This window comes from Actinomadura citrea (assembly GCF_013409045.1).
GTDB classification, from domain to species: Bacteria; Actinomycetota; Actinomycetes; order Streptosporangiales; family Streptosporangiaceae; genus Spirillospora; species Spirillospora citrea.
The window spans coordinates 1106983-1130956 of the sequence record NZ_JACCBT010000001.1 but is presented as its reverse complement, the minus strand read 5'-3'; the positions used below and the strand labels follow the sequence as shown (position 1 = coordinate 1130956).

Genomic DNA, 23974 nt, shown 5'->3' with positions numbered 1-23974 from the left:
GACCCGGCCCGTGCGGTGAACCCGCGCGCCGCCCCCCGCTACTTCTCCGGTTGCGGCGGGGCGGCGTCCAGCCCGGGGAGCCGCTGGGGCCCGTCGCCCGCCGGGCGCGCATGGCGGGGGATGTAGGGGACGGCCGGGCGAGGGGTCGTGCGGGCCCTGCCGCGGTCGCGCAGGCGGTTGCGCCGGGCACCGTAGGGGGCGACGACCGCGCGGTAGAAGGGTTTGCGGATCAGCGTGGGGACGAGGCGGTAGCCGCCGCGGACCATGACGTTGCGCCAGTACTGGGGCTGGGAGATGAAGCCCTCGCGGCGCATCTCGCGCTGCAGCCGCAGTTCGGAGCGCAGCAGCTCGCGGCCGCCGCGGCGCTCGTAGGCGCCGTCGCCGACACGGTAGTAGACGAGGGGATCGGCGACGTTCACCATCCGCGCGCCGCCCGCGATCATGCGGACGAACAGCCAGTAGTCCTCCATCAGGGGGAGGTCGCCGTAGCCGCCCGCGGCGACGACGGCGCTGCGCCGGTAGACGACCGTGGGGTGGTTGAACGGGTCGTGCAGGCGGGAGTAGCGCGCGATGTCGGCGGGGTCGCTCGGCGGGGTGCGGCGGCCGACGATGTCGGTGATGTCGGCACCGAACTCCAGCAGGCCCGCGCCCACGAGGTCGGCGCCCGCGCGGACCAGCGGGACCTGCGTCTGGAAGCGGTGGGGCATCGAGTAGTCGTCGGCGTCCATGCGGGCGACGATGTCGTGGCGGGCGGCGTGCAGGCCGGCGTCGAGGGCGGGGCCGAGGCCGCGGTTGTGCTCCAGGTGGACGAACGTGACCTCGACCGGGCTGATCCTCACGAGTTCGCGCAGGACGGACGTGAGAGCGGGCGGGACCGGCCCGTCCTGGACCAGGACGACCTGGTCGGGGCGGAGGGTCTGCAGGTGGACGGCGCTGCGGAAGGCGTCCCGGACATGCTCCTCCCGATCACCGCCGTAGACGGTCATCAGCAGGGTGAAGGGTTCGGGCTGCATGCGTCCGTTCCGGGGGAGCGTGGCGGCCGTGGGGCACCCATGCGGGGGCGGGTCGGCGGGCCTGGTCGGGGGATAGGGGGCGCCGTCCTAGATGGGACGCTTTGAAACGGTTGATGGTTGGCGCGGGCCAAGATACCGGTGATAGAGGGCTATATCAGGTTCGGCGCGGAATCAGGTCTGCGCACAGATATCGCGGTCGGCGCGGATCTCCCCCGCCACCTTCGGAACCATCGGGCCCAGCCCCCGCAGGGTGGCGCCGTCCCTGCCGACGACGAGGTAGACGTAGCCGGGTCTGGCGGACGCCCACGGGCGCGACTGGTGACCGGGCACCGCGATCGCCACGCGGGCGGCCTGCCGCTCCGCGCCCGCGCCGTAGAGGATCTGGGTGTGGGCGATGGTCTTCCTGGCGGTGCCGACCTTGACGACCTGGAAGCCGCGCTCGGCGAGTTGGTCGGCGGTCCGCTGCGCGAGGCCGCCGGTGCCGGAAGCGTTGTAGACGCCGAGCCTGACCTGCGCGGGCGGCACGGGCTGGACCTGGTTCTGCGCGGCCACGGGCTCCGGCTGCGGGAGCTTGTTGTCCTCCCGGATGGCCCGGAACAGCGGCTCGGCGGCGGCCTGGGCGAACTGGACGCGGTTCTTGTCCTGCGGGAACGCCTGCACGGGAACGGTGACGAAGCGAACCTTCCCGGCGCTCATCCCGCCCAGGGATCCGGCGAGCTTCTGCATCACCGACAGCGTGAGCCCGTTGTCCGCCTTGATGGACTTGGTGGCGGCGGACAGGAAGGCGTAGGTGCGGCCGGGGTCGGTGAGCATGCCCTTGTCGGTGGCCTTCTTGACGACCGAGGCCATGAACGCCTGCTGCCGCTTGATCCGGTCGAGGTCGGAGCCGTCGCCGAGGACGTAGCGGGTGCGGACGTAGCCGAGGGCCTGGTCGCCGCGGACGGTCTGCCGGCCGGCCCTGAGGTGCAACTCGGCCTTGGGGTCGTCGATCCGCCTCGGAACGCAGATCTCCACGCCGCCGAGCGCGTCCACGACCCGCTTGAACCCGGCGAAGTCGACCTCGACGTAGTGGTCGATGTGGATCTTGGTGAGCGACTCGATCGTCCGCCAGGTGCAGGCCGGACCGCCGTTGGAGAACGCCGCGTTGATCATCCCGAACTGGGCCGGGACGGTCGTGCCGTTCCTGCGCTTGCACGGCGGCATCTGCACCATCGAGTCGCGCGGGAAGCTGACGCCGATGGCGCTCTGCCCGCCGGGCGAGATGTGCAGCAGGATCGTGGTGTCGGAGCGCTGCCCGGCCTCGGTCCCGTAGCGGGCGTTCTCCCCGGCGCGGCTGTCGGAGCCCATCATCAGGATGTTCAGCGAGTTGTTCAGCTTGGGCGGCCGGTGCTCGCCGAGCTTGCCGTCGACGTTCTCGCGGTCGATCTGGCCGTCGAGCCGCCGCCAGAACCCGTAGGTGGTGAGGCTGCCCGCCACCAGCACGACCGACAGCCCGATCGACACCCAGCCGAGCATGCGCCACAGGCGCCCCCGCACCGGCGGCTCCGGTGGCGGCGGGGCGCTGTCCGCGTAGTACACGGGCGGTGGCGCGACGGCTCGCTGCATCCGGAACATTTCAGCACAGATTGGACATGCGCCATGGGGCGTCCCGAGAAAGAGGACGGCGGCACCCGCGGCCGCCCGGTCCGCGGGCGCGGGGCGTCGCTTGACACGTCGTCCACCGCGACGTCAGATGCCAGAGAACGGAACGCCGCAGCCCAAAGCGGTTCTCCGCCCCCTGGCCGCCGCATACGGGGCACGGAGTAGATGATCTACCCGTAAGGCATGCTGTACGGTCCTGCCCATGGAAGAGGCCGGTCAGCTCGACGCACTTGAGCGGGCCGTCGAGGGGACGCTCGCCGAGGGGTCGTTCGAGTTCGACGACGAGGAGTCGGTGCTCCGCATCGAGGGGTCCCTCATCCTCACGACCGGCTGGTTCCTCGGCTTCGGGGCGGGCGGCGTGTCACTGCTGCTGACCGGCGCCGTCCTGTCCCTGACCGGGCTGCAGGACCAGGCGCGGTGGGCGCTGGCCCCCGGCGCCGTCCTGCTGGCCCTGGTGGCCGGGTTCGTCCTGCTGCTGCGCTTCACCCCGCTCGCCGGTCTCTGGTCGGACCTGGAACTGCGGTTCGCCGAGCAGGCGATGGTCCACCGGCGGACGCGGATCCCCTTCGGCGATCTGCGCCCCGAGCACCTGGTGTGGAAGAACGGCCGGTTCTTCCGGCGGCTCTACGTCCGGCACCCGTCGCTGCGCAAGCAGCTCGCCGGGTTCTTCGGCAGCGAGGAGCGGCAGGCCGAGGAGTTCCAGCGGCGTCTCTGGGAGCTGATCTCCACCCCCGACCTGAACGGCGTCCTCACCCACGGCAGCGACCTCACCCCGGTGCAGCGCTGGATCATCGCCGCCGGCGCCCCCTACGGCGCCGTCAACGGGTTCCGGATGGACCGGCTCGGCGCCGCGCCCGGCGCGTCCGCCGCGGCCGCCGACCGCCGCGCCGCACAGGACCTGCTCCAGGACCCCTGGGGCGCCTACGACCTGGAGCAGCTGCTCGGCGCCGTCAACTGGCTCGTCCAGGACGGGCACCGCGCCGACTTCACGCAGGACGCGCACCTCGCCGGCCGGCCCCTCGCCGCGCGGCGGGAGTACGAGTCGCTGCTGCGCGAGGTCGACGGCCTCATCGCCGGCGACCGGCTGGAGCCCCCGTTCGTCGAGCGGCTGATCGAGCTGGTCCGCGTCCGGTACGGGGACGAGGGCGGCTCGTACGCGCGGCTCGTCCCGCCGCTGCTGCGCGACGAGCCGGGCGCGGACGCGAGCGAGGAGGGCGCCGAGCTGGCGCTGTTCCTCCACCAGCTCTTCAACGACCGCAACCACGCGACGGAGGAGCTGCACCGGCTGGAGGCCCTCGCCGACCCGGCGCTGCGCGCCAACGTGGGACGGTTCCTGATCTGGGACTACGGGCGCGCGCTCATGCTCTACCGGTGGGGCCACATCGTCGGCTGGCTGACCGAGGAGTACTGCTGGGACCGCATGCTCCCGCTCGCCCTGGACATCCAGCGGCGGTACGCGTCCTGGCGGGACATGGCGACCTGCTACCTGCAGGGCCGCCTGCTCTGGTCGGGCGGTGGCGGCAAGGCGCAGGCCGAGTACGAGCAGCTCATCGAGGAACTCGCCACCGAGCCCCGCAGCCCGTGGAACCTCGTCCCCTGGGACCTGGACCTCACCCGCGACTGGGCCTAGTCCGGGATTTGTCGCCCGCCGCAACGGGCTCGGGTGCGTGATCTATCTCTCACACCCCCGAAGCCTTGCCGCGGAACGGTTGCATCGGCACGGCCATCTGTATATGGGAAATCTGCCATGAAATCACCATTCACCTCACGTAGTCTGGCCCGACCTCAGTCGGCACCCCGCACGTGAACCGCCCGGAGCGACCATGAACCCCCCACCTTGGCCCGGCCAGCAGCCCGGTCGGCCGGGCTTCCCGCCGCCTGCCGCACACGCCGGCCCGCCCCCGATGCCCGGCGGCCCCGGTTTCCCGCCCCCGTATCCGCCCCCGCGGCGCGGCGGCGGCAGCACGCTCGTGTGGCTGCTCGTCGTCGGCGCGGTCCTCTTCGTGGCCGTCGCGGGCACGTGCGCCGTCCTCGTCTTCGGCGGCGATGACGACGACCCGGTCCGGCCGGTGTCGCTGCCGTCCACGACGCGGATCCCGTCCTACGGGTCCACGTCGCAGCCGACGACCGATCCCTCGCCCACCAGTTCCATCGGCGGTGCGGTCGACCCGGCCGGCGTGCTGAAGCGGACGATCACGACGGCGAAGGGCAACGTGTTCACGCAGGCGGGGACGCGCACCGAGTCGTGCACCACCCGCGCGAACTCCGTGCTGCTGCCCGCGCTGAGCCGGCACCCGTGCGTCGGGAGCATGTACTCGGCCGTCTACGCCAGCCCGTCCAAGCAGATCATCACCTCGGTCTCGATCCTGAAGTTCGCCACCTCGACGGACGCGTCCCTCGTCAAGGGCTACACGAACCAGGAGGGCTGGCCGAAGCTGCTGACCCCGTCGGACGCCAGCGGGCTTCCGCAGCCGAAGGCCGACCCCGCGTACTGGACGCGGACCTGGGCGCAGGGGTCCACGGTCATCTACGCCCAGTCGTACTGGTCCAGCGGCGGCCCGACGGGCGACCGCACCGGCAGCGTCTTCGCCACCGCCGGGGAACTCGGCGTCGAGGTCACCAACACGCTGCTCTGGAGCAACTGATCGCGGGCCGGGCGGCGGGCGACCCCGCCGGCCGCCCTGCCCCGGCGGGGGCCGCGCACCGTGGCCCGAAAGAGAAGTTGGTCCTCGCACTCGGCAGAGAGCAAGGACCAACAGTGGGGTACCGCCTGCAGCGGCTTCAGCCGCTCTCGACCTCGAAGGTCAGCGTGGCCTTCCTGCCGCCGGCCCGCCCCCGGTGCGCCGTGCTCGTCACCCTCTCGTGAGGAGCGATGGCCGCGTGGACGTTCTCCATGACCGCCCAGCAGAGTCGATCGGTCTCCCTCTCGCTCCCCGCGGCGATCTTGATCTTGATCTTTCTCATCAGGGTTCTCCTGACCTCGTGAGAGGAAGCGGCCGTGGGCCGCACCCTCTGATCTGGTTTGTGACCTGCAAGAGAAGACCGTCCACCACCGGCGGGTCGGGGCAGACCGGGTGGGGCGAAGAGCACGGGAACAGCTGGTGGAGATGCCGTTAACGGACGAACCCCGCCGTCCCCGATCGGGGACGGCGGGGTTCAAGGACCTTGGCGCGGGTCAGATCGTGACTTCGAGACCGGCGACCTCGCCGATCTTCGCGGTGACGCCGGCGTCGACGCTCACACCGCCGGCCGCCAGGACACGGACCGTCCAGTCGCCGTCGGCGGCGAAGAAGCGGAACACGCCCTCCTCGCCCGTCACCACCTCGGCGGTGAACTCGCCGGACGAGTCGAGCAGGCGGGCGTAGGCGCTCGACACCGGGGCGCCGTCACGCGTGACGGTCCCCTGGATGACGGCCTCGTGGGTCAGGTCGACGGTCGCCGGAAGATGCGCCGTCTGCTCGGGCGCTGCGCAGCCCTGGGTCATGGTTCCTCCAAGTGTGGTGCTGCGGGACTTACTTGCCTGCGCCGAGCTCGATCGGCACGCCGACGAGCGAGCCGTACTCGGTCCACGAACCGTCGTAGTTCTTCACGTTCTCCAGGCCCAGCAGCTCGCGGAGCGCGAACCACGTGTGCGAGGAGCGCTCGCCGATGCGGCAGTAGGCGATGGTGTCCTTGCCCAGGTCGACCCCGGCCTCGGTGTAGAGGGCGCGGAGCTCCTCGTCGGACTTGAACGTGCCGTCGTCGTTGGCCGCCTTCGACCACGGGATGTTGGCCGCGGTCGGCACGTGGCCGGCGCGCTGCGACTGCTCCTGCGGCAGGTGCGCCGGGGCGAGCAGCTTGCCGCTGAACTCGTCCGGCGAACGGACGTCGATCAGGTTCTGCTTGCCGATCGCGTCCACGACCTCGTCGCGGAAGGCGCGGATCGCCAGGTCCTGGTCCTTGGCCTTGTAGTCGGTCGCGGGACGGCTCGGGACGTCGGTGACCAGCTCGCGGGAGTCCAGCTCCCACTTCTTGCGGCCGCCGTCGAGGAGCTTCACCTTGTCGTGGCCGTACAGCTTGAAGTACCAGTACGCGTACGCGGCGAACCAGTTGTTGTTGCCGCCGTACAGGATGACGAGGTCGTCGTTCGCGATGCCCTTGCTCGACAGCAGCTGCTCGAAGCCGGTCCTGTCGACGAAGTCGCGGCGGACCGGGTCCTGCAGCTCGGTCTTCCAGTCGATCTTCACGGCGCCACGGATGTGGCCCTTGTCGTAGGCGGACACGTCCTCGTCGACCTCGACGAGCACGAGCCCGGGGTCGTCAAGGTGGGCCTCGACCCAGTCGGTGTCCACCAGGACGTCTGAGCGGCTCATGCGGGAACCTTCCCTTCGGAGCGGACTTTCGCGGTGATGCGGCGGAAGAGCGGATACATCTCGCAGCCGAGGCAGAACCCGAACGCCGCGTTCAGGAACGCCGCCGCCAGTGCGAGGGCGGTGGCACCGATGCCGAGCCAGGTGGTCCCCGTCGCGTATCCGACCGTGCCCAGGAGGGCGAAGCCGAACCCGACACCCTGCGCGAAGCGGGGCGGGGCCTCGTCCTCCAGTTCCCTGGGCGGAGCGAGACGGGGGCGGATGAGCACTTTGAACACGAGTCCGTACGGGGCGTACCGGAGGCCGAGGAAGGCCGCGATGGCGAACACGACGGCCTGAGCGGCGAGCAGTGCCCAGCTTCCGGTCACCAGCACCACGACGAGGACGGCCGTGGTGACGGAGGCGCCGAAGCGCGGCCCACGCGGATCGACCTGCATCGGGGTGCTCCTGGCGGAGTGGAAGCGTGCGTACGAGCTAGAAGGAGAAATGCTCGGGGGCGGACGGGCTCGATGCCTCAGGCCATGCGACAGAGCGAGGCGGCCAGGCGGCAGAAATCCACCGCGCGGCGCTTCGTGAGCATCTGCTCTGTCCAGTAACGCACGGACACGATGTTAAGCCGACAATCCACGGGCTGTCACATCCGTCTCGCCTTGCGAGACAGTGACAATCGTCTTAGCGCAGGTCATGAGGCTGCGGCTCATCTGATGGCCTCCCCCAGAGCGGCGATGACATCGGGTTTGCGGGGCGCGCCGGCGGCGCGCCGGACCACGCGGCCGGCGGCGTCCAGGACGAGGACGGTCGGCGTCCGCACGACGTTCAGCCGCCGGACGAGGTCGAGATGCGCCTCCGCGTCGAGTTCGACGTGGACCACGCCCTCCACCATCTGGCTCACCTCGCCGAGGACGCGGCGGGTGGCCCGGCACGGCGCGCAGAACGCGCTGGAGAACTGCAACAGCGTGGCCTTGTCGCCGAGTTCGGCGCCCATGTCGTCCGGGCCGACGGTCTCGCCCACCTGCTCGCCCTTCTCCCGCCGGGCGCGCAGCACCCCGTCGCGGCGCCGCCTCACCAGGCCGAACACCGTGGCCGCGAGGAGGACGCCGGCTGCGGTCAATGCTCCGATCATCGACAGCAACAACCTCCGGGGCCTGCGCATTCTTCCCGCGGCCCGCCTTCTCTCCCTGCCGCCCCCTGTCCGCCGCCCTCTGTCCGCCGCCCTCTGCCGCCCGGCGGCCCCGGTCAGGTGGGGATCGTGAGGAGGGGCCGCCCGTCCAGGCCGACGATCTCGAACGAGAACAGCTGGCCGCGCGGGAACATCGTGGACCCGCGGTACTCACCGTAGCCCTCGTCGTACGGGACGTACCAGCTGCCGAGCGCGTCCCGGCGGCCGTCCCGCGCGATCACCAGCAACCGGCAGTGCGACCCCTTCGGGACCCCGGCCAGGTGCAGCTCCACCTCGGTCCCCCACGCCTTGCGGTGGAGCACCACGTAGCCCTTGACGGAGCTCCTGGGGTCCTCCGCGGTGATCCGCTCGCCCGCCACCACCGGCGCGGAGGACGACGCGGACGGCGGCGGCTTGGCGTCCGGGCCGTCCGTGCCGCCGGTCCGCGAGGGGAACAGCAGGCCGCCGAACAGGCCCCCGGCGATCAGCAGCAGGCACGCTGCGGCGGCCGTCGGGGCCCACCCCGCGGCCCGCCCGCCGGCCAGGCGCCCCAGCGGTCCGAACGGTCCCCTCCGCCGTTCGGCCGCCCTGGCCAGCAGCCCGTCCAGCAGCTCGGGCGGCGGCCCGGCGACCCGTTCGAGCTGCGCCTCGTCGACCCGTCCGAGCATCGCGGGAAGGCCGGCCACCCCGGCGAGCTCGTCGCGGCACGCGGGGCATTCCTCCAGGTGGGCCTCCAGCCGGCTCCGCTCGCCGGGATCGAGCGCGCCGAGCACGTAGGACCCGAGCGCGGTGCGCGCCTCCGTGCAGTCGGTCATGGCGCCAGCCCCCGCTCCTCCAGCGCGAGTTTGAGCGCCCGCAGCGCGTAGTAGGTGCGGGACTTCACCGTGCCGGGCGGGATGCCCAGCGCCTTCGACGCCTCCGCCACCGACCGGCCCCGGTAGAAGGTCTCGACCAGGACGGCCCGGTGCGGCGGGCTGAGCCCGGCCAGCGCCTCGGCGACCGTCCAGGACTCCAGCGCCCGGTCGATGTCGTCGGAGCCGCCGGCGGTCATCAGGACGTGCTCGTCGATGCCCGTCTCCGGGGGCCGGGCCCGCCTCGCGCGGTGCGCGTCCACGACGAGGTTCCGCGCGACCGTGAACAGCCACGGCCGGACGGGCCGCCCCGCCAGCGCCTCCGGGTGCTTCCAAGCGCGCAGCAGCGTCTCCTGCACGACGTCCTCTGCCTGGGTTCGGTCTCCGCCGGTCAGCCGCAGGACGTAGCCGAGGAGGGCGCCCCCGTGCTCGCTGTACAGGGCGCGAAGCAGCCCCTCGTCGGCGGTCGGTCCCACACCACTGTCACGTACGCTCCCCCGGACCGGTTCACGGTCTCCGGGATTACTTCTGCGCGGGCGCCTGGAGATCGTTCAACCGGACGTTCTGGGCGGTCGCCGCCACGCGCAGCCCGTCCGCCGTGGGCTCGATCTTGCTGATCCGCGATCCGACGGGCAGGTCGGAGACCGGCACCACCCACGTGAGCTGCCGCTTCACCAGCGCCAGCGGGATCTGCGCGGCGCCGTTCGACCCCACCGACACGGGCGAGATCGCGATGCCCTTGGCGGTCGGCTCGACCTCCACGACCGCGGTGCCGTTCACCGGGAGACCGAGGACGTTGCCGGTCAGGTCGACCGACAGGTCGTCGCCCTTCGGCCCGATCCGCTTGACCTCCTTGGGCGCCTGCTTCTGGATCACGTCGTAGGGGACGACGGCCGAGGCGGTCGCGGTGCGCGCGGTCACGTCGGCGGCGCTGCCCTTGGTGACCTCCGACAGCGGCGCGTCGACGCCCCGCATGTCGACCTTGACGCCGGTGACGGTCACGCCCTGCTGCGTCCAGTCGCCGATGGCCACCTCGATGTGCTTGTACTCGCCGCCGACCGCCTGCGTCAGGAACGGGATGCCGTGGATCGTGACGTCCGGCCGCTCCTGCAGGTTGTACTGCGCGGCCACCTGCTCGCCGATCTTGTCCTCGGCGACCCTGACCCCCAGCCGGTCCGCGGCGACCAGACCCGCGGCCACGAGGATCAGCAGGACCAGCAGTACTTTCCGCATGTGTCTCCTTAGGCCTGCGGCATGCGTTCGCCACACGATAGTGAACAAACCGCCCAGAAAGGGTCGCTCCGGAGAATGACCCCGAAGCCCGGAAAATCACTCCGTTGTGAGATCAACCACCTGCGAAGGGCGGCAGCACCTCCACGACCCCGCCCTCCGGCAGCGCCACCGACGCGTGCGGCCGCGTCCCGACCGGGTCCCCGTCGACCAGGAACGAACTCCGCCCGACGACCCGGGCGAACTCGTCGCCGCGCCCGTCCCTGGCTGCGGCGACCGCGTCCGCCAGCGTCGCCGCGTCGTACGGCTCCTCATGCGTCCCCGCCGCGGCCTTGGCGGCCGCCCAGTACCGCATCGTTCCCTTGGCCATGGTTACAGGCTCTCATCTCGCGGACACGGTCCGGCCAGGTCGGGCCATGGCCGATGACGGCACCTCGGTTATGCTCAGGGGTGAGGGATCCGGGCGACGAGGCCATGGAGTTCATCCGAAAGGCCCTGCATGGCCACCTCGTCTTCGAGCCGCCGGCCGTGCGCCGGTCTTGGGGATGGGCCGCCCGGGTCCTACGTCTTTTCAGAGACGGGAGGCGGCACTTGAGCAGCTTGCTCTTGCTGACCAACGCGTTGGAGCCCTCGGACGAGGTCCTGCCGGCGCTGGGACTTCTGCTGCACTCCGTGCGCGTCGCGCCCGCCGAGGGTTCCGCGCTCATCGACGCTCCACCGGCCGACATCGTCCTGGTGGACGCCCGCCGCGACCTGGTCCAGGCCAAGGGCCTGTGCCGCCTGCTGCGCACCACCGGACTCGACTGCCCGCTGCTCGCGATCGTCACCGAGGGCGGGCTCGCCGCACTGAGCTCCGAATGGGGCCTTGACGACGTGCTGCTCCAGACCGCCGGCCCCGCCGAGGTCGAGGCACGCCTCCGCCTGGCCGTCGGACGGGCGGCGGCGGGCACGGAGGCCGACGACGTCCCGGGAGAGATCCGCAGCGGCGACCTCACGATCGACGAGGCCACCTACACCGCCCGCCTCCGCGGCCGCGTCCTCGACCTGACGTTCAAGGAGTTCGAGCTGCTGAAGTACCTGGCCCAGCACCCGGGCCGCGTCTTCACCCGGGCCCAGCTCCTCCAGGAGGTCTGGGGCTACGACTACTTCGGCGGCACCCGCACGGTCGACGTCCACGTCCGCCGCCTCCGCGCCAAGCTCGGCGCCGAGTACGAGTCCCTGATCGGCACCGTCCGCAACGTCGGCTACCGCTTCGTCCCCGACCACCGCCCGGGCGACGCCGAGGAGAAGACCCCCGCCCGAGCCTGACCGCTCTGCTCCCCACCGGCGAAGCCGCCGAGTCGGAGCAGCACCGGAGTCAGAACGAACAGGACGGCCGCGATCGCCGCGACCGCGACCATGGCGCCGCGCAGCCCCACGGCGTCCGCCCAGAGCCCGACATAGACCGGCCCGGCGAGGAACCCCAGGTAGGACACGGTCGCGAAGACCGACGTCGCGCGCCCCCGGTGGTCGTCCCGAACGTTCTGCGCGACCAGGCGGAGCAGTGTGGGGAACAGAACGGCGGTTCCGGTGGCGGCCACCGCGAGCCCCATCCCGGCGACCACCAGCGTGGGCGCGACCGCGATGACGACGGCCCCGCCCGCGGCCCCCGCCGCCCCCGCGAGAAGGACTCCGCGGACCGCTCTCACCCCGCCCACCGACAATCGCGTGATCGCCACCGTCCCCGCGAAGACGGCAGGCGCGACAGCGCTGAGCCCGCCCGAATGCAACTCGTCGGCGACGAAGACCGCGCTCCAGCTCTGATGCGCGTTCTCACTGGCGAAGGCGAGCGCCCCCAACACCCCGATCAGCAGCAACGGGACGACCCGGTGCCGCCCCAATGGCGCGACCGCCTCACGCTGAACGACGAAGCCCCCAGGAGACGCCCACAGACTCACCCCAGCGGCCAGGCAGGCCCCACCCGCCACCATGAACGGCACCACGAGCGGCAGCGACGACGCCATCCCGCTGGCAAGGCTCGCAAGAACCACCGAACCCGAGAAGACACCATGGGCACGGGTGATGACGGCCCTCCCGCCGGCTCTCTCGGCCCGCCCGGCAGCCGCGTTGATGCCCACGTCGGCCGCCCCGCTGGTAGCGCCGACCACGGCAAGCCCCGCGCACAGGCCGGCGAGGTTCACAGCCGTGAACGCCACGACGACTCCGGCCCCGCCCAACGCCACGACGGCCGCGCCCGCGACCCCGGGCCCCCACCGGTCCAGCGCCCGCCCCGTCAGCAGCATCGCCGGGAGGGCGCCCGCTCCCACGAACAGCAGCGCGAAGCCGAGCGCGCCGTCCCCGATCCCCGCCTGCTCCTGGACCCGAGGCACCGAGGCGCCCCACACCCCCCAGAAGGCCCCGAAAGCAGCGAACCCCACGAACGCGCGCCACGACGCCCCGACATCCATGTGTGTAACGATACACAGCTACCATGAAGCATGGAAGCGTCCGGAGGCGCGAAGCGCGTGACCCTGGCCCAGGTGGCGGAGCGGGCAGGCGTGTCGGTCATGACCGCCTCCTACACCTACAACCGCCCGGACCGCGTCTCGGACCAGGCCAGATCGAAGGTCCTCGCCGCAGCGGACGAACTGGGCTACGCCGGCCCCGACCCGAGCGCCCGGTCCCTGCGCCGAGGCAGCACCCGCACGCTCGGCGTGGTGATGGGCGAGCATCTGAGCTACGCCTTCGAGGACCCGGAGGCGGTGTCCTTCCTGGCGGGCGTCGCCGACGTCTGCACCGATCACGGCTGCGGCATGACCATCGTCCCCATCACGGGCGCCGCCGACGACGTCGCCCGGATCGCCGACGCCGCCGTCGACGGCTTCATCGTGTGGACCACGTCCGACGACGACCCCGTCCTGGCGGCCGTCCGGGCGACGCGGCGCCCCGCGGCGGTCCACGGGGGCCCGGCCGTCGGCGGCATGGGCCTGGTGAGCATCGACAACCGCGCGGCCGCACGCGCGATCGGCGCCGTCGCCTGGGCAGGCGCCGAGCGCCCCGCCCTGGTGAGCTTCCCGCTCTCCCGGGACCGGAGAGCCGCGATCACCAACGGCGCGGCTCTCCCCGGCGTCACCTTCCCCGTGACGCGCGAACGCCTGGAGGGCTACCGGCAAGCGGCCGAGGCCGCCGGCATCCCCTGGCAGGACGTGACCATCGCGGTATGCGCGCGCAACGACGCCGCCGAGGCGGAGCGGGTCGCGGCGACTCTCCTGGCCTCCGCGGAGCCACCCGACGCGATCGCCGCGATGAGCGACCAGCAGGCGTCCGGAGTCGTCCGCGCGGCCCGCGCCGCCGGCCGCACCGTCCCCGACGACGTGGCGATAACCGGCTGGGACGACGCGGCGGTGGCGGCACGACTGGGGCTGACCACGGTCGCCCAGTCCCTGCGCGACCAAGGCGCTTCCTGCGCCCTGATCGCTCTGGGTCGGCCTGCCCCCCGGACACCGGCGTGGTCCCTCATCCGCAGAACCAGCACCCGCCCCTGACGACGGGGGTGATCAGGCCCCGGAGGGCTCGTGCGTGCTGTTGAAGCAGAAGCGGGGCGGCGCCTTCAGGGTGGGCGGCTCGGAGCCGGGAAGCTCGGCGATCTCGATGCCCTCGCGCTTCGCCATGGCCGTCACCGTGGGCAGGTGGTCGTGGTAGAACACCGGGACCCAGCGATCGGACGGTTCGCCGTGGCCGGCGGGCAGTTCCAGCAGCCCGTCTTCCCGGGTGACACCCGCCCGCGCGGCCACATCGAGCGCCTCGCGCGGGTCGGCCTCCGGCACGCCCAGTGCCGCCAGCAGCGCCTGGACGGCGGGACGCCCGACGTTCCCGGCGGTCACCGCGCGCATCAGGTCCTGGTAGGCCAGCGCCGACGGGGAGCCTTCCCCGTCGATGAGCTCGTCCATGCGCTCGGCCCCGTCGGCCAGGATGATGGACAGCCCGTCGTCCACGTGTTCGGGAAGCGGGGGACCGTCCCAGGAGCCGTCCCACCAGCGAAGGAAGGCCACGGAGTAGTCCTCGTTCACCAGAAGGTCCCGAAGCCACTCCCAGGGCAGCCACGCCGGGCCTCCGGCGAGCAGGTCGACGGGCAGGTCCTGAATGTGCGTGTCGGAGACCTCGTTGTCGTAGCCGTACAGCAGCGCCCGGCCGCCTTCCACCCAGCGCAGGGCCCAGTAGCCGTTCCCGATGTCCTCGGTGCGCAGGCTGCCGCCGTCCACCTGGACCTGTCCGGAACAGTCGTCGAGGTAGGGGGCCATCATGGCTTTGACCACGCCCTGGGCCCAGAGTTCGTCGGGCGGCGGCACGTCGGTGGAGACTTGGTCGAACACGGCGCTCCTTCTCGTCGGACGTTTTCCGGCCGTCCGACGCTTGGGGAACCGGAGTGGTTCCCGTAACACGCTCGCGACGATGACGCTCGTCCTCGACGACGGGGCGGCCCTCGGCGCCTTGACCTCAACTTAACTTCAGGTCCTACGGTCCCCGTATCAGCGAACATCCGATGGGGGACACCGCACATGACGACCGAACAGCCCTCCGACGCCGAACTGGCCGCCCAGCCTGCCGCCTACTGGACCGGAGTGGCCTACGAAGCCCTCATCGCGTTCACCAGAGCCAGGCAGGCCGAACTGGGCTTCACCCAACCCCAGTTCTGGCTGCTCCGCAATCTGTCGAAGCACGACCTCTCCCCCGACGGCCACGGCATGACCGTCCCCGAACTCCGGCGGGCCATGACGTCCTACCTGAGGCCGGAGGACGATCTTGAGGCGGAGGCGAAGATCCTCCTGGAGCACGGCCGGCTGACCCGCGACGGCGAGGGACGCCTGTGGATCACCGAAGCGGGCGAGGAGGCCCGCACCGCTCTCAAGCGGCACGCGCCCGAGATCCGCGCCCGCATTCACCGGGGCATAGACGACGCCGACTACGTCACCACCCTGAAAGTGCTCCAACGAATGATCCAGAACACCACCCCCACCGCGCCCTAGCCGCTGCGGGTTCGCGTCTCAGCCGGATTCCGCGTCTGCGCCTGCCGGCGGACCGGCCAAGACGCGTGCCAGCAGGTCACGGAGGTGCTTCTGGTCGGGGCCGGGGAGTTCGAAGACGGTCCGGGCCAGCGCGTTGGTACTGGAGCGCAACTGCCGGCGCTTGTCCTCGCCGTCTTCCGTGAGCACCACGAGCTTGACGCGGCGGTCGCCCGGGGTGGACCTGCGGGTCACCAGGCCGCGGCGTTCCAGGCCGTCGACGATGCCGGTGACGTTCGACGGCTCGCACGACAGCCAGTCGGCCAGCTGACGCATCGGGGCGGGGCCGGACAGGTTGGTCAGGACGAGCGCCTGGGCCGGAGGAAGGCCGAGTTCCGCCGCGGCGGCGTTGAACTGGGCGCGCAACCGCCCGGTGACCTCGAAGACCAGGCCGCTCAGCTCGGCCACGACCTCATCCGCATCCGTGTCGGCACCCGTTCCGGTGCCGGTGCCGGCATCAGGACTCATGCGGCCAGCATAGCCGTCTCTTTAGCCGATGAACTGTTCAGGTTCTGAAGTAAATGCTACGCTCCCCGGCGAACGGCAAAACTTCAGGACCTGAACTATCGAGCAGCTGAAGGAGACGTGGCGATGACGCGAGCGAGCACGGGCGGGCGCGCCGGCCTCGGGAGTCCACGACGTGCGCGGGCACTCGCCGTGGCTGGTGCGGTCGCGGCCGCGCTGGCGATCTGGGCGGTCGGGGAACCGCTGCTGGGCCACGACCTGGTCGTCCAGCAGGAAGGACAGGAGCCGCAGGACCTGGGGGCGGCCGCCGTCGGCGTCTTCGCGCTGGCCCCGTCACTGCTCGGCTGGGCGCTGCTGGCCGCGCTGGAGCGGGTGACGCCGCTGGCGGCCCGGCTCTGGACCGCCGCCGCCCTGACCCTGCTCGCGGTGTCGTTCCTGCCGATCATGAGCGTGCAGGCCTCCGGCGGGAGCAAAGCGGTGCTCGCCCTCACCCACGTGGCCGTCGGAGCCGTCCTCATCCCCGTCTTCTGGCGGACGGCCGTGCTGCGCCGCGCCGACAGCGGGAGCAGGCGATGACGGCGCCCGGCGGTGCACTTCGGGCAGGATCGGTTTCCATGACGAACCTGGCCGACAGACAGATACCCGAATACCTCGACTTTGTCGGACCCGGGTGGCGCGGCATCCTGCTGCGAACCCACGCCGAACTCGTCGCCGTGCTGCCGAACTACCAGGTGGCCCAGGTCAAGGAGAAGTACGGCATGCTGGACGTCAACCTGGGCGCATACGTCGACCCCGTCACCGGCGAGCTCGGCATCGCCCGCGAGCTCGGCACTCGGGTCAGTGCGATCCTGCGGGCCGCCCGGGACGAGTCCCGCCGCACCTGCGAGGTCTGCGGCGAGCCGGGCAGCGAGACCGGCCGGGCGTGGATCAAGACGCTCTGCCCCGCCCACGCCCGGCCGGACTAGATTCCCGGCCTCGTCCTGGACGCCTTGAAACGGCGAAGCGCCCCGCCGCGCCCGGACGAACAGCCCGGAGCCGGAGACCGGCTCCGGGGGCGGGCCGCGGCGAGGATCAGCCGAAGCGGCCGGTGATGTAGTCCTCGGTGGCCTTCTGCTCCGGGTTGGCGAAGATCTTGCTGGTGTCGTCGATCTCGATGAGCTTGCCGGGCTTGCCCGTCCCCGCGATGTTGAAGAACGCGGTGCGGTCGCTGACCCGCGCCGCCTGCTGCATGTTGTGCGTGACGATCACGATCGTGTACTGCGTCTTCAGCTTCTCGATCAGGTCCTCGATCGCGAGGGTGGAGATCGGGTCGAGCGCCGAGCACGGCTCGTCCATCAGCAGCACCTGGGGCTGGACGGCGATCGCCCGCGCGATGCAGAGCCGCTGCTGCTGCCCGCCCGACAGGCCGGCGCCGGGCTTGGCGAGCCGGTCCTTGACCTCGTTCCACAGGTTGGCCCCGCGCAGCGACTCCTCCACGACCTCGTCCAGCCGGCCCTTGCGGCGGACGCCGTTCAGCTTCAGCCCGGCCGCCACGTTGTCGTAGATCGACATGGTGGGGAACGGGTTGGGCCGCTGGAACACCATCCCGACGACGCGCCGCACCGCGACCGGGTCGACGGACGAGTCGTACAGGTCCTCCTCGTCCAGCATGACCTTGCCCTCGACACGGGCGCCCGGGATGACCTCGTGCATCCGGTTGAGGGTGCGCAGGAACGTGGACTTGCCGCAGCCCGACGGTCCGATGAACGCCGTCACCGAGCGCGGCTCGACCGTCATCGAGATGTCCTCGATGGCGTGGACGCCGCCGTAGTAGGCGTGCAGCCCGGATACCTCGATCCGCTTGGCCATGGGGTCAGGGTTCCTTTCTCTGGATCAGCGGCCCTGCAAAATCAGCGGGCTCTGCGAATGCGGCTGTCGGACCAAGGGGGGATCAGCGCCCCGCGGGCGACTTGCGCCGCGCGACGAGCCGGGCGACCAGGTTGAGCAGCATGATGATCCCGATCAGCACGAGCGCCCCCGTCCAGGCCCGGTCGATCGAGTTCTGGTTGGGGTCGGCGGCCTGCTCCCAGATGAAGGTGGGCAGCGACGCCTGCGCGCCGTTGAACGGGTCGTTGTTGATCGCCTTGGTGAAGAAGATCGTGAGCAGCAGCGGCGCCGTCTCGCCCATCACGCGGGCGACGGCGAGCATGACGCCGGTGACGATGCCGGTCATCGCGGTCGGGAGGATGACGAAGCAGACCGTCCGCCAGCGCGGCACCCCGAGCGCGTAGGACGCCTCGCGCAGGTCGTTCGGGACGAGCTTGAGCATCTCCTCGGTCGCCCGCACCACCGTCGGGATCATCAGGATCGTCAGGGCGAGGGACCCGGCGAGCCCGGAGAAGTCGAAGCCGAACGTCAGCAGCCACAGCGCCAGCACGAACAGCCCCGCGACGATGGACGGGATGCCGGTCATCACGTCCACGGTGAAGCTGATCACCTTGCCGAGCCGCCCGTTGCCGGCGTACTCCACCAGGTAGACGGCGGTGAGCACGGCGATCGGCACGGCGATCAGACTGGTGATCAGCACCTGCTCCAGCGTGCCGATGATCGCGTGGTAGGCGCCGCCGCCGGCGTCGCTGCCGCTGACGGCGTTCATCGAGAACTGGAAGAACGTCGGGTCGAGGCGCCCGGCGCCGTTCACGACCACGGTCCACAGCACCGACAGCAGCGGGACGAGCGCCAGCGCGAACGCGAGGTAGACCAGGCTCTGGACGGCCCGGTCCTTGATCTTGCGCCCGGCGGACACCGGCGCCAGCCGGGCACCGGGGTCGGGCTTGCGGGTGGAGACGGCGGTCACACGAACTCCTTCCGGCGCGCGACGACCGCGCGGGCGGCCATGTTCACGAGCAGAGTGATCACGAACAGCACCAGGCCGGAGGCGATGAGGGCGCCGCGCCCGGTGGTGGACGCCTCGGCGAAGCTGTTGGCGATGTTGGAGGCGAACGTGGCGCCGCCGTTCTCCAGCAGGTGGATGTTGATCCCGGGGACGAAGGTCAGGACCATCGCGACCGCGATCGTCTCGCCCATGGCGCGGCCGAGCCCGAGCATGGCGCCGCCGATCATGCCGGAGCGGCCGTAGGGCAGCACCGCCATCCGGATCATCTCCCAGCGGGTGGCGCCGAGCGCGAGCGCGGCCTCCACGTTGGGCCGCGGCACCTGCAGGAACACCTCGCGGGAGATCGACGAGATGATCGGAAGGATCATGATCGCGAGCACCACGGAGGCGGTGAAGATCGAGTTCTTGCCGGGAGAGTCGCCCCCGAACAGCGGGATCCAGCCGAGGACCGAGTTCAGGAACGTGCTGATCCCCTCCATGTGCTGGGACAGGAAGACCAGGCCCCAGAGCCCGTAGACGATGCTCGGCACCGCCGCGAGCAGGTCCACGACGTACCCGAGCCCGGAGGCGAGGCGCCGCGGCGAGTAGAAGGAGATGAACAGCGCGATGCCGACCGCTACCGGCGTCGCGATGAGCATCGCCAGCAGCGACGACACGACCGTCCCGAACGCGAGCTGGGCGATGCCGAACCGCGGCGGCGTCGCGTTCGGGTTCCATTCCTCGGCGGTCAGGAAGTTCGCCTTGTTGTCCTGCAGCGCCGGGACGGCCTTCCACACGAGGAAGACCGCGATCGCGGCCATGATCAGCAGCACGGTGATGCCGGAGCCGCGGGCCGCCGAGACGAAGATCTTGTCTCCGGCCCGTCCGGTGCTCATCCGCTTCGCGGCGGCACGGCGGTCGACGCCGGCGGCCGCGCCGACACCGGTCTCGCTCGTCACGGGACGTCCTCCTTCGATCATGTCGCCGGAACCCGCGTCGGCCCCGCCGCCGATGATCTCGGCGGCGGGGCTGCGGTTCCCGTCTTCTGCTGTCAGGACAGGGCCTTGACGGACGCCTGGACCTTGGTCAGCACGCTCTGCGGGAGCGGCGCGTAGCCCTTGGCGGTCAGGATCTTCTGGCCGTCCGCGCTGGAGGTGTAGGTGAGGAAGGACTTGACGAACCCGCTCTGCTCGGAGGGCAGCCCCTTCTCGCACGCGATCTCGTAGGTGACCAGGACGATCGGGTAGGCGCCCGGCTCCTTGGTCGCGTAGTCGATCTTCAGCGCGACGTCGTTGCCGGTGCCGACGACCTGCGCCCCGGCGACGGCCTTGGACGCGCTGTCGGGCGACAGCTCGGCGAACTCGCCCGCGCCGTTCTTGACCTGCGCGGTCTGCAGCTTGTTGTTCTCCGCGTAAGACATCTCCACGTAGGAGATCGAGCCCGCGGTGCTCTTCACCTGACTGGTGACGCCGTCGGACTTCGGCGCGCCCTGGCCGGTGGCGTTCGGCCACTTCTTGGCCTTCTCCCACGTCCAGGACTTCGGCGCAGTGGTGTGCAGGTAGTTCGTGAAGTTCTCGGTGGTGCCGGACTCGTCCGAGCGGTAGATCGGCTTGATCGGCCCGGACGGCAGCTTGGCGCCGTCGTTCTCCTTGGAGATCGCCGGATCGTTCCAGGTCTTGATCTTGCCGGAGAAGATGCCCGCGAGCGTCTCGGGCGAGACCTTGAGGCCCTCCACGCCCTGCACGTTGTAGACGACCGCGATCGGGCCGACGACCATCGGCAGGTTCAGCGCGTTGCTCCCCTGGCAGCGCTTCTGCGCGGCGGCGGCCTCCTCGGGCTTGAGGGACGAGTCGGAGCCGGCGAACGCCACCTGGCCGCTCGTGAACGCCTGGATGCCCGCACCCGAGCCGCTCGGGTTGTAGTTCAGGTTGGCGCCCGCGCACTTGGACGAGTAGAGCTTCGTCCACTCCTCCATCGCGTTCTTCTGCGCGCTCGACCCGGCAGCGTTGACGCTGGCCTTCGCGCAGTCGATGTCGCCGGACGGCGCAGCGCTCGAACTCGCCGTCGTGTTGTTGTCGCTCCCGCAGGCGGAGAGGGCCAGCGCCCCCGCTACGACCACACCGCCCAGGGCAGCGAGTCGGGAACCGTTCTTCACCGGAGGGTCTCCTTGAGTTTCGTCGGGCGGGTCCCCCGAGCCGCCCCGGCCCATGTCGACCGGACGACGGGTTCGCCGTCGAATGCGACGCTAGGGAGGCGAGGTGACCAGCCGCCCCGATCCAGGTGAACGGCGCATGAACGCAGACGAGCACAGTTGCGAAGAATGCCCCGATTTGCCGTGGCCGCCGGGTTAACATCGCAGCTCACCAGCCCAAAATCCCGGTCGAGACGGCCCTGAGCAGGGTTGACCGACCGGCATCCGGGTAACCGCGGGCTTCTCCAGCTGACGGGCGACTCACGGGGCCATGAAGCACCCCGTCGGCAGGCCTCACACGGCGCCGGACGAACACGGCGTCAGGCGCTCGCGTGGGGTGAGCGGGGTGCTGTCGGCGTCGTGGGCGTTTACGTGGTGGTGGCGTACATGACGTCCACGGCGTGGCGGGTGAAGCCCAGGGACTCGTAGAGGCGGACGGCCGCGGCGTTCGACTCGTCCACGTACAGCATGATCTGGTCCATGCCGATGTCGCGCAGGTGGTGCAGGCCCCGCAGGGTGAGCGTGCGGCCGAGTCCGAGGCCCTGCGCGGACGGGTCGACGCCCACGACGTAGACCTCCCCGACGCCGCCCGGGTGCACCTTCGTCCAGTGGAAGCCGGCGAGCCGCCCGTCCCGCTCGGCGAGGAAGAAGCCGGCCGGGTCGAACCAGTCCTCGGCCTCGCGCTCGCGGACGTCGTCCACCGTCCAGGCGCCCTGCTCCGGGTGGTCCGCGAACGCGCGGGCGTTCACCTCCAGCCAGGCGCCCTCGTCCCGGCCCGGCTCGAACGCGCGGATCGTCACGCCCTCGGCGGCGCGCGGCTCCGGCAGCGGCTCGGCCGCCGGGCGCCGCAGCTGGAACAGCGCGCGGGCCCGCTCCATCCCCTCGGCGGACGCGAGCGCGGCGGCGGCCGGAAGATCACCGTGCGCCCACACCCGCAGCGGACCGCCGGCCTCGCCGCGCAGGGCGCGCAGCAGCGCCCGCCCGTGGCCCCGGCGCCGGTGCTCCGGATGGACGACCAGCTCGCCCGCCGCGGGCTCCTCCCCGGACGCCGGATCGACGTGGGCGTAGGCCACGACGGTCCCGCCGTCGGTCACCGCGAGCCCGGACCGGCCGCCCCGCAGGGCCAGCAGGGCGTGCTCCGACAGCGGCCCCACCCCGTCGGCCTCGGTCGCGGCCCCGGCCACCTCCAGCGCCCCGGCCACCTCGGCGTTCCCCAGCGTCCCGCGCGCCCGCAGCTCACTCACGGTCCACACCCTATGCCGAGGCCGGCACCCGCCAGGCGAACGCCCCGATCCGCATCATCCCTGATCAACATCGCCTCCCTGATCAATTCGTCATGGAAACGTCATCAGGCCGCCGGATACCGTATGCCGGGCGAATCTAGCGTCCGGAGAATGATTCGACGACGCACCTTCCTGGCCTGCGCCGCGGTGGGGCTGACGGTCGTGGGCGTGGCCGCGCAACCCGCCGCCGCGCGACCCGCGCCGACCGCGTCCGTGCGGCTCCTCGCACTGAACGACTTCCACGGCAACCTCGAACCCCCGTCCGGCAGCTCGGGGACGGCCATCGACGAGAACGGCAACGCCGTCCCCGCCGGCGGCGCCGCCTACATCGCCGCCCACCTCAAGCAGCTGCGCAACCGCGACACCCTCACCGTCGCGCAGGGCGACCTGATCGGCGCCTCGCCGCTGATCTCGGCCGCCTACCACGACGAGCCGTCCGTGCAGTTCCTCGGCGACTCCGGCGTCACGGCGTCGGCGGTCGGCAACCACGAGTTCGACGAGGGCTACCAGGAGCTGCTGCGCGTCCAGAACGGCGGCTGCCACCCCGTCGACGGCTGCTCTCCCGCGGGCCGGTGGCGCGGCGCGAAGTTCGACTACCTCGGTGCGAACGTCCTGCTGAAGAAGAACGACCGGCCCGCCATCAGGCCGTGGACGATCCGCCGCGTCAACGGCGTCCGGATCGGCTTCATCGGCCTCGTCACCAAGACCACGCCGAGCATCGTCACGGCCGAGGGCATCAAGGACCTGAAGTTCCAGGACGAGGTGGACGCCGCGAACCGGGCCGCGCGCGAGCTGAAGCGCCGGCACGTCCGCGCGATGGTCGTGCTCGTGCACGAGGGCGACCAGGTCAAGTCGGGCGAGCGGCCGGACGAGTGCGGCGTCGTGCCGGGCGCCGGGACGCGCATCGCCCAGCAGGCCGACCCCGAGATCGACATGGTGCTGTCGGGCCACACCCACCAGCAGTACCTCTGCTCGGTCGAGGACCCGGCGGGCAACGCGCGGCTGTTCTCCTCCGGTTCCTCCTTCGGCCGCGTCATCACCGAGGTGAACCTCAAGGTGAACCGGCGGACCGGCGACATCGTCCGGTCCTCGGTCAACGCCGACAACCACGTCGTGACGCGGGACGTCCCGCCGGACCCGGCGACGCAGACCTTCGTGCAGACCTGGAAGGACCGGGTCTCCACGATCGCCGACAAGCCCATCGGCAAGATCACCGCGGATCTGACCCGCGCCCCCTCCGCCGCGGGCGAGACTGCGCTCGGCGACGTCATCGCCGACGGCCAGCTCGCCGGGACCAAGGACCTCGGCGCCCAGGTCGCGCTGATGAACCCGGGCGGCGTCCGCACCGACCTCGTCCACAAGGCGAGCGGCTCGGAGGGCGACGGGGTCGTCACCTACGGCGAGGCGTTCGCCGTGCAGCCGTTCAGCAACGTGATGGGCGTGACGTCGCTGACGGGCGCGCAGATCGACGCCCTCCTGGAGCAGCAGTGGACGGCCGCGGGCGAGAAGATCCTCCAACCGTCGGCGAACCTGCGCTTCACCATCGACCGCGGCAGGGCGGTCGGCGACCGCGTCTCGGCGATCACCGTCGACGGGACCCCGGTCGACCCGGCGGCCACCTACAAGGTCGCGGCGAACAACTTCCTCCTCGGCGGCGGTGACGGCTTCTCCGTCTTCACCGAGGGCAAGGACCAGGTCCTCGGCCCCATCGACCTGGACGCGTTCGTCGCCTACTTCACCGCCCAGGGGACGATCTCCCCGCCCGCGCTGAACCGCATCTCGGGTCGGTGAGCACGATCTCGGGTCGGTGAGCACGGGCGTGGCCCGTGTGCCGGGACGCCCCGGGGCGTCCGGGCGCACGGGCCACGCGCCTGTCGGCCCGGCGCCTCGATCGGG

General features: G+C 71.4%; 28 protein-coding genes. 8 read left to right on the top strand and 20 right to left on the bottom strand.

Annotated elements, in window-relative coordinates; genetic code table 11:
• Window positions 1-38: 38 nt before the first annotated feature.
• Both BJ999_RS05555 and BJ999_RS05550 read right to left on the bottom strand, forming a co-directional pair.
• Window positions 39-1013, bottom strand: coding sequence for a glycosyltransferase (locus BJ999_RS05555; protein ID WP_179832284.1), 975 nt, complete (start codon window positions 1011-1013; stop codon window positions 39-41).
• Window positions 1014-1184: 171 nt separating this feature from the next.
• Window positions 1185-2618: an LCP family protein gene (locus BJ999_RS05550; RefSeq protein WP_179832283.1), complete on the bottom strand. Its 1434-nt coding sequence runs from the start codon at window positions 2616-2618 to the stop codon at window positions 1185-1187.
• A 238-nt stretch (window positions 2619-2856) separates the two neighbouring features.
• On the opposite strand from BJ999_RS05550, the gene BJ999_RS05545 reads away from it, so the two are divergent.
• Both BJ999_RS05545 and BJ999_RS05540 read left to right on the top strand, forming a co-directional pair.
• Window positions 2857-4284, top strand: coding sequence for a DUF1266 domain-containing protein (locus tag BJ999_RS05545; RefSeq protein WP_179832282.1), 1428 nt, complete (start codon window positions 2857-2859; stop codon window positions 4282-4284).
• Window positions 4285-4477: 193 nt separating this feature from the next.
• Entirely contained in the window at window positions 4478-5299 is an 822-nt protein-coding gene (locus BJ999_RS05540; RefSeq protein WP_179832281.1) for a hypothetical protein, read from the top strand.
• Window positions 5300-5435: 136 nt separating this feature from the next.
• Here the strand turns inward: BJ999_RS05540 and BJ999_RS05535 are convergent, their stop codons facing one another.
• The 10 genes from BJ999_RS05535 to BJ999_RS05495 all read right to left on the bottom strand — a co-directional run bounded on the left by BJ999_RS05535 (window position 5436) and on the right by BJ999_RS05495 (window position 10613).
• Window positions 5436-5618, bottom strand: a complete 183-nt coding sequence (locus BJ999_RS05535; protein WP_179832280.1) for a hypothetical protein — start codon at window positions 5616-5618, stop codon at window positions 5436-5438.
• A 211-nt stretch (window positions 5619-5829) separates the two neighbouring features.
• A complete protein-coding gene (locus BJ999_RS05530; RefSeq protein WP_179832279.1) occupies window positions 5830-6138 on the bottom strand; it encodes a DUF1416 domain-containing protein in 309 nt (102 codons plus the stop codon).
• 28 nt (window positions 6139-6166) lie between these two features.
• Window positions 6167-7006 (bottom strand): sulfurtransferase, encoded by an 840-nt coding sequence (locus BJ999_RS05525; protein WP_179832278.1) that lies wholly within the window; start codon window positions 7004-7006, stop codon window positions 6167-6169.
• Window positions 7003-7440, bottom strand: a complete 438-nt coding sequence (locus BJ999_RS05520) for a DUF4395 domain-containing protein (protein ID WP_179832277.1) — start codon at window positions 7438-7440, stop codon at window positions 7003-7005. Before BJ999_RS05520 ends, BJ999_RS05525 begins: the two co-directional genes overlap by 4 nt.
• A gap of 77 nt (window positions 7441-7517) precedes the next feature.
• Window positions 7518-7583, bottom strand: coding sequence for a putative leader peptide (locus BJ999_RS43970; protein ID WP_360610734.1), 66 nt, complete (start codon window positions 7581-7583; stop codon window positions 7518-7520).
• A gap of 117 nt (window positions 7584-7700) precedes the next feature.
• Window positions 7701-7988 carry a TlpA family protein disulfide reductase gene (locus BJ999_RS05515; RefSeq protein ID WP_229810252.1) on the bottom strand — a complete coding sequence of 96 codons (288 nt, stop codon included), beginning with the start codon at window positions 7986-7988 and terminating at the stop codon, window positions 7701-7703.
• Between the two features lie 251 nt (window positions 7989-8239).
• Window positions 8240-8977, bottom strand: a complete 738-nt coding sequence (locus BJ999_RS05510; protein ID WP_179832275.1) for a zf-HC2 domain-containing protein — start codon at window positions 8975-8977, stop codon at window positions 8240-8242.
• Window positions 8974-9489 (bottom strand): sigma-70 family RNA polymerase sigma factor, encoded by a 516-nt coding sequence (locus tag BJ999_RS05505; RefSeq protein ID WP_179832274.1) that lies wholly within the window; start codon window positions 9487-9489, stop codon window positions 8974-8976. Before BJ999_RS05505 ends, BJ999_RS05510 begins: the two co-directional genes overlap by 4 nt.
• Before the next feature lie 46 nt (window positions 9490-9535).
• Entirely contained in the window at window positions 9536-10246 is a 711-nt protein-coding gene (locus BJ999_RS05500) for an LmeA family phospholipid-binding protein (protein ID WP_179832273.1), read from the bottom strand.
• 112 nt (window positions 10247-10358) lie between these two features.
• A complete protein-coding gene (locus BJ999_RS05495; RefSeq protein ID WP_179832272.1) occupies window positions 10359-10613 on the bottom strand; it encodes a MoaD/ThiS family protein in 255 nt (84 codons plus the stop codon).
• Window positions 10614-10834: 221 nt separating this feature from the next.
• On the opposite strand from BJ999_RS05495, the gene BJ999_RS05490 reads away from it, so the two are divergent.
• On the top strand, window positions 10835-11551 hold the full coding sequence (locus tag BJ999_RS05490) for a winged helix-turn-helix transcriptional regulator (protein WP_179832271.1): 717 nt from the start codon (window positions 10835-10837) through the stop codon (window positions 11549-11551).
• On the opposite strand, the gene BJ999_RS05485 is transcribed toward BJ999_RS05490, so the two are convergent.
• A complete protein-coding gene (locus BJ999_RS05485) occupies window positions 11488-12690 on the bottom strand; it encodes an MFS transporter (protein ID WP_179832270.1) in 1203 nt (400 codons plus the stop codon). The two genes, BJ999_RS05490 and BJ999_RS05485, sit on opposite strands and share 64 nt — an antisense overlap.
• A gap of 30 nt (window positions 12691-12720) precedes the next feature.
• On the opposite strand from BJ999_RS05485, the gene BJ999_RS05480 reads away from it, so the two are divergent.
• Window positions 12721-13767 carry a LacI family DNA-binding transcriptional regulator gene (locus tag BJ999_RS05480; RefSeq protein ID WP_179832269.1) on the top strand — a complete coding sequence of 349 codons (1047 nt, stop codon included), beginning with the start codon at window positions 12721-12723 and terminating at the stop codon, window positions 13765-13767.
• 12 nt (window positions 13768-13779) lie between these two features.
• Here BJ999_RS05480 and BJ999_RS05475 read toward each other — a convergent pair whose 3' ends face one another.
• On the bottom strand, window positions 13780-14595 hold the full coding sequence (locus tag BJ999_RS05475) for a hypothetical protein (protein WP_179832268.1): 816 nt from the start codon (window positions 14593-14595) through the stop codon (window positions 13780-13782).
• Window positions 14596-14781: 186 nt separating this feature from the next.
• Between BJ999_RS05475 and BJ999_RS05470 the strand changes: the two genes are divergently transcribed.
• The gene (locus BJ999_RS05470) at window positions 14782-15249 is read left to right on the top strand and encodes a MarR family winged helix-turn-helix transcriptional regulator (protein WP_179832267.1); all 468 of its coding nucleotides are present in this window, start codon (window positions 14782-14784) and stop codon (window positions 15247-15249) included.
• Between the two features lie 18 nt (window positions 15250-15267).
• Here the strand turns inward: BJ999_RS05470 and BJ999_RS05465 are convergent, their stop codons facing one another.
• Entirely contained in the window at window positions 15268-15753 is a 486-nt protein-coding gene (locus tag BJ999_RS05465; protein ID WP_179832266.1) for a MarR family winged helix-turn-helix transcriptional regulator, read from the bottom strand.
• A 123-nt stretch (window positions 15754-15876) separates the two neighbouring features.
• Between BJ999_RS05465 and BJ999_RS05460 the strand changes: the two genes are divergently transcribed.
• Together BJ999_RS05460 and BJ999_RS05455 are read left to right on the top strand one after the other, a co-directional pair.
• The gene (locus tag BJ999_RS05460; protein ID WP_179832265.1) at window positions 15877-16326 is read left to right on the top strand and encodes a DUF6069 family protein; all 450 of its coding nucleotides are present in this window, start codon (window positions 15877-15879) and stop codon (window positions 16324-16326) included.
• Window positions 16327-16364: 38 nt separating this feature from the next.
• Window positions 16365-16715 carry a TraR/DksA family transcriptional regulator gene (locus BJ999_RS05455; protein WP_179832264.1) on the top strand — a complete coding sequence of 117 codons (351 nt, stop codon included), beginning with the start codon at window positions 16365-16367 and terminating at the stop codon, window positions 16713-16715.
• 106 nt (window positions 16716-16821) lie between these two features.
• Here BJ999_RS05455 and pstB read toward each other — a convergent pair whose 3' ends face one another.
• The 5 genes from pstB to mshD all read right to left on the bottom strand — a co-directional run bounded on the left by pstB (window position 16822) and on the right by mshD (window position 22030).
• Complete coding sequence (pstB, locus tag BJ999_RS05450) at window positions 16822-17598, bottom strand: phosphate ABC transporter ATP-binding protein PstB (RefSeq protein ID WP_179832263.1); 777 nt, start codon at window positions 17596-17598, stop codon at window positions 16822-16824.
• 82 nt (window positions 17599-17680) lie between these two features.
• The gene (gene pstA, locus BJ999_RS05445; protein ID WP_229810224.1) at window positions 17681-18586 is read right to left on the bottom strand and encodes a phosphate ABC transporter permease PstA; all 906 of its coding nucleotides are present in this window, start codon (window positions 18584-18586) and stop codon (window positions 17681-17683) included.
• A complete protein-coding gene (gene pstC, locus BJ999_RS05440; RefSeq protein ID WP_229810225.1) occupies window positions 18583-19563 on the bottom strand; it encodes a phosphate ABC transporter permease subunit PstC in 981 nt (326 codons plus the stop codon). The genes pstA and pstC overlap by 4 nt, the downstream gene beginning before the upstream one ends.
• Window positions 19564-19655: 92 nt before the next feature.
• Entirely contained in the window at window positions 19656-20759 is a 1104-nt protein-coding gene (pstS, locus tag BJ999_RS05435; RefSeq protein ID WP_179832261.1) for a phosphate ABC transporter substrate-binding protein PstS, read from the bottom strand.
• Between the two features lie 404 nt (window positions 20760-21163).
• Window positions 21164-22030, bottom strand: coding sequence for a mycothiol synthase (mshD, locus tag BJ999_RS05430; RefSeq protein ID WP_218935561.1), 867 nt, complete (start codon window positions 22028-22030; stop codon window positions 21164-21166).
• Between the two features lie 159 nt (window positions 22031-22189).
• On the opposite strand from mshD, the gene BJ999_RS05425 reads away from it, so the two are divergent.
• Window positions 22190-23869 carry a bifunctional metallophosphatase/5'-nucleotidase gene (locus tag BJ999_RS05425; protein ID WP_179832259.1) on the top strand — a complete coding sequence of 560 codons (1680 nt, stop codon included), beginning with the start codon at window positions 22190-22192 and terminating at the stop codon, window positions 23867-23869.
• Window positions 23870-23974: the final 105 nt, after the last annotated feature.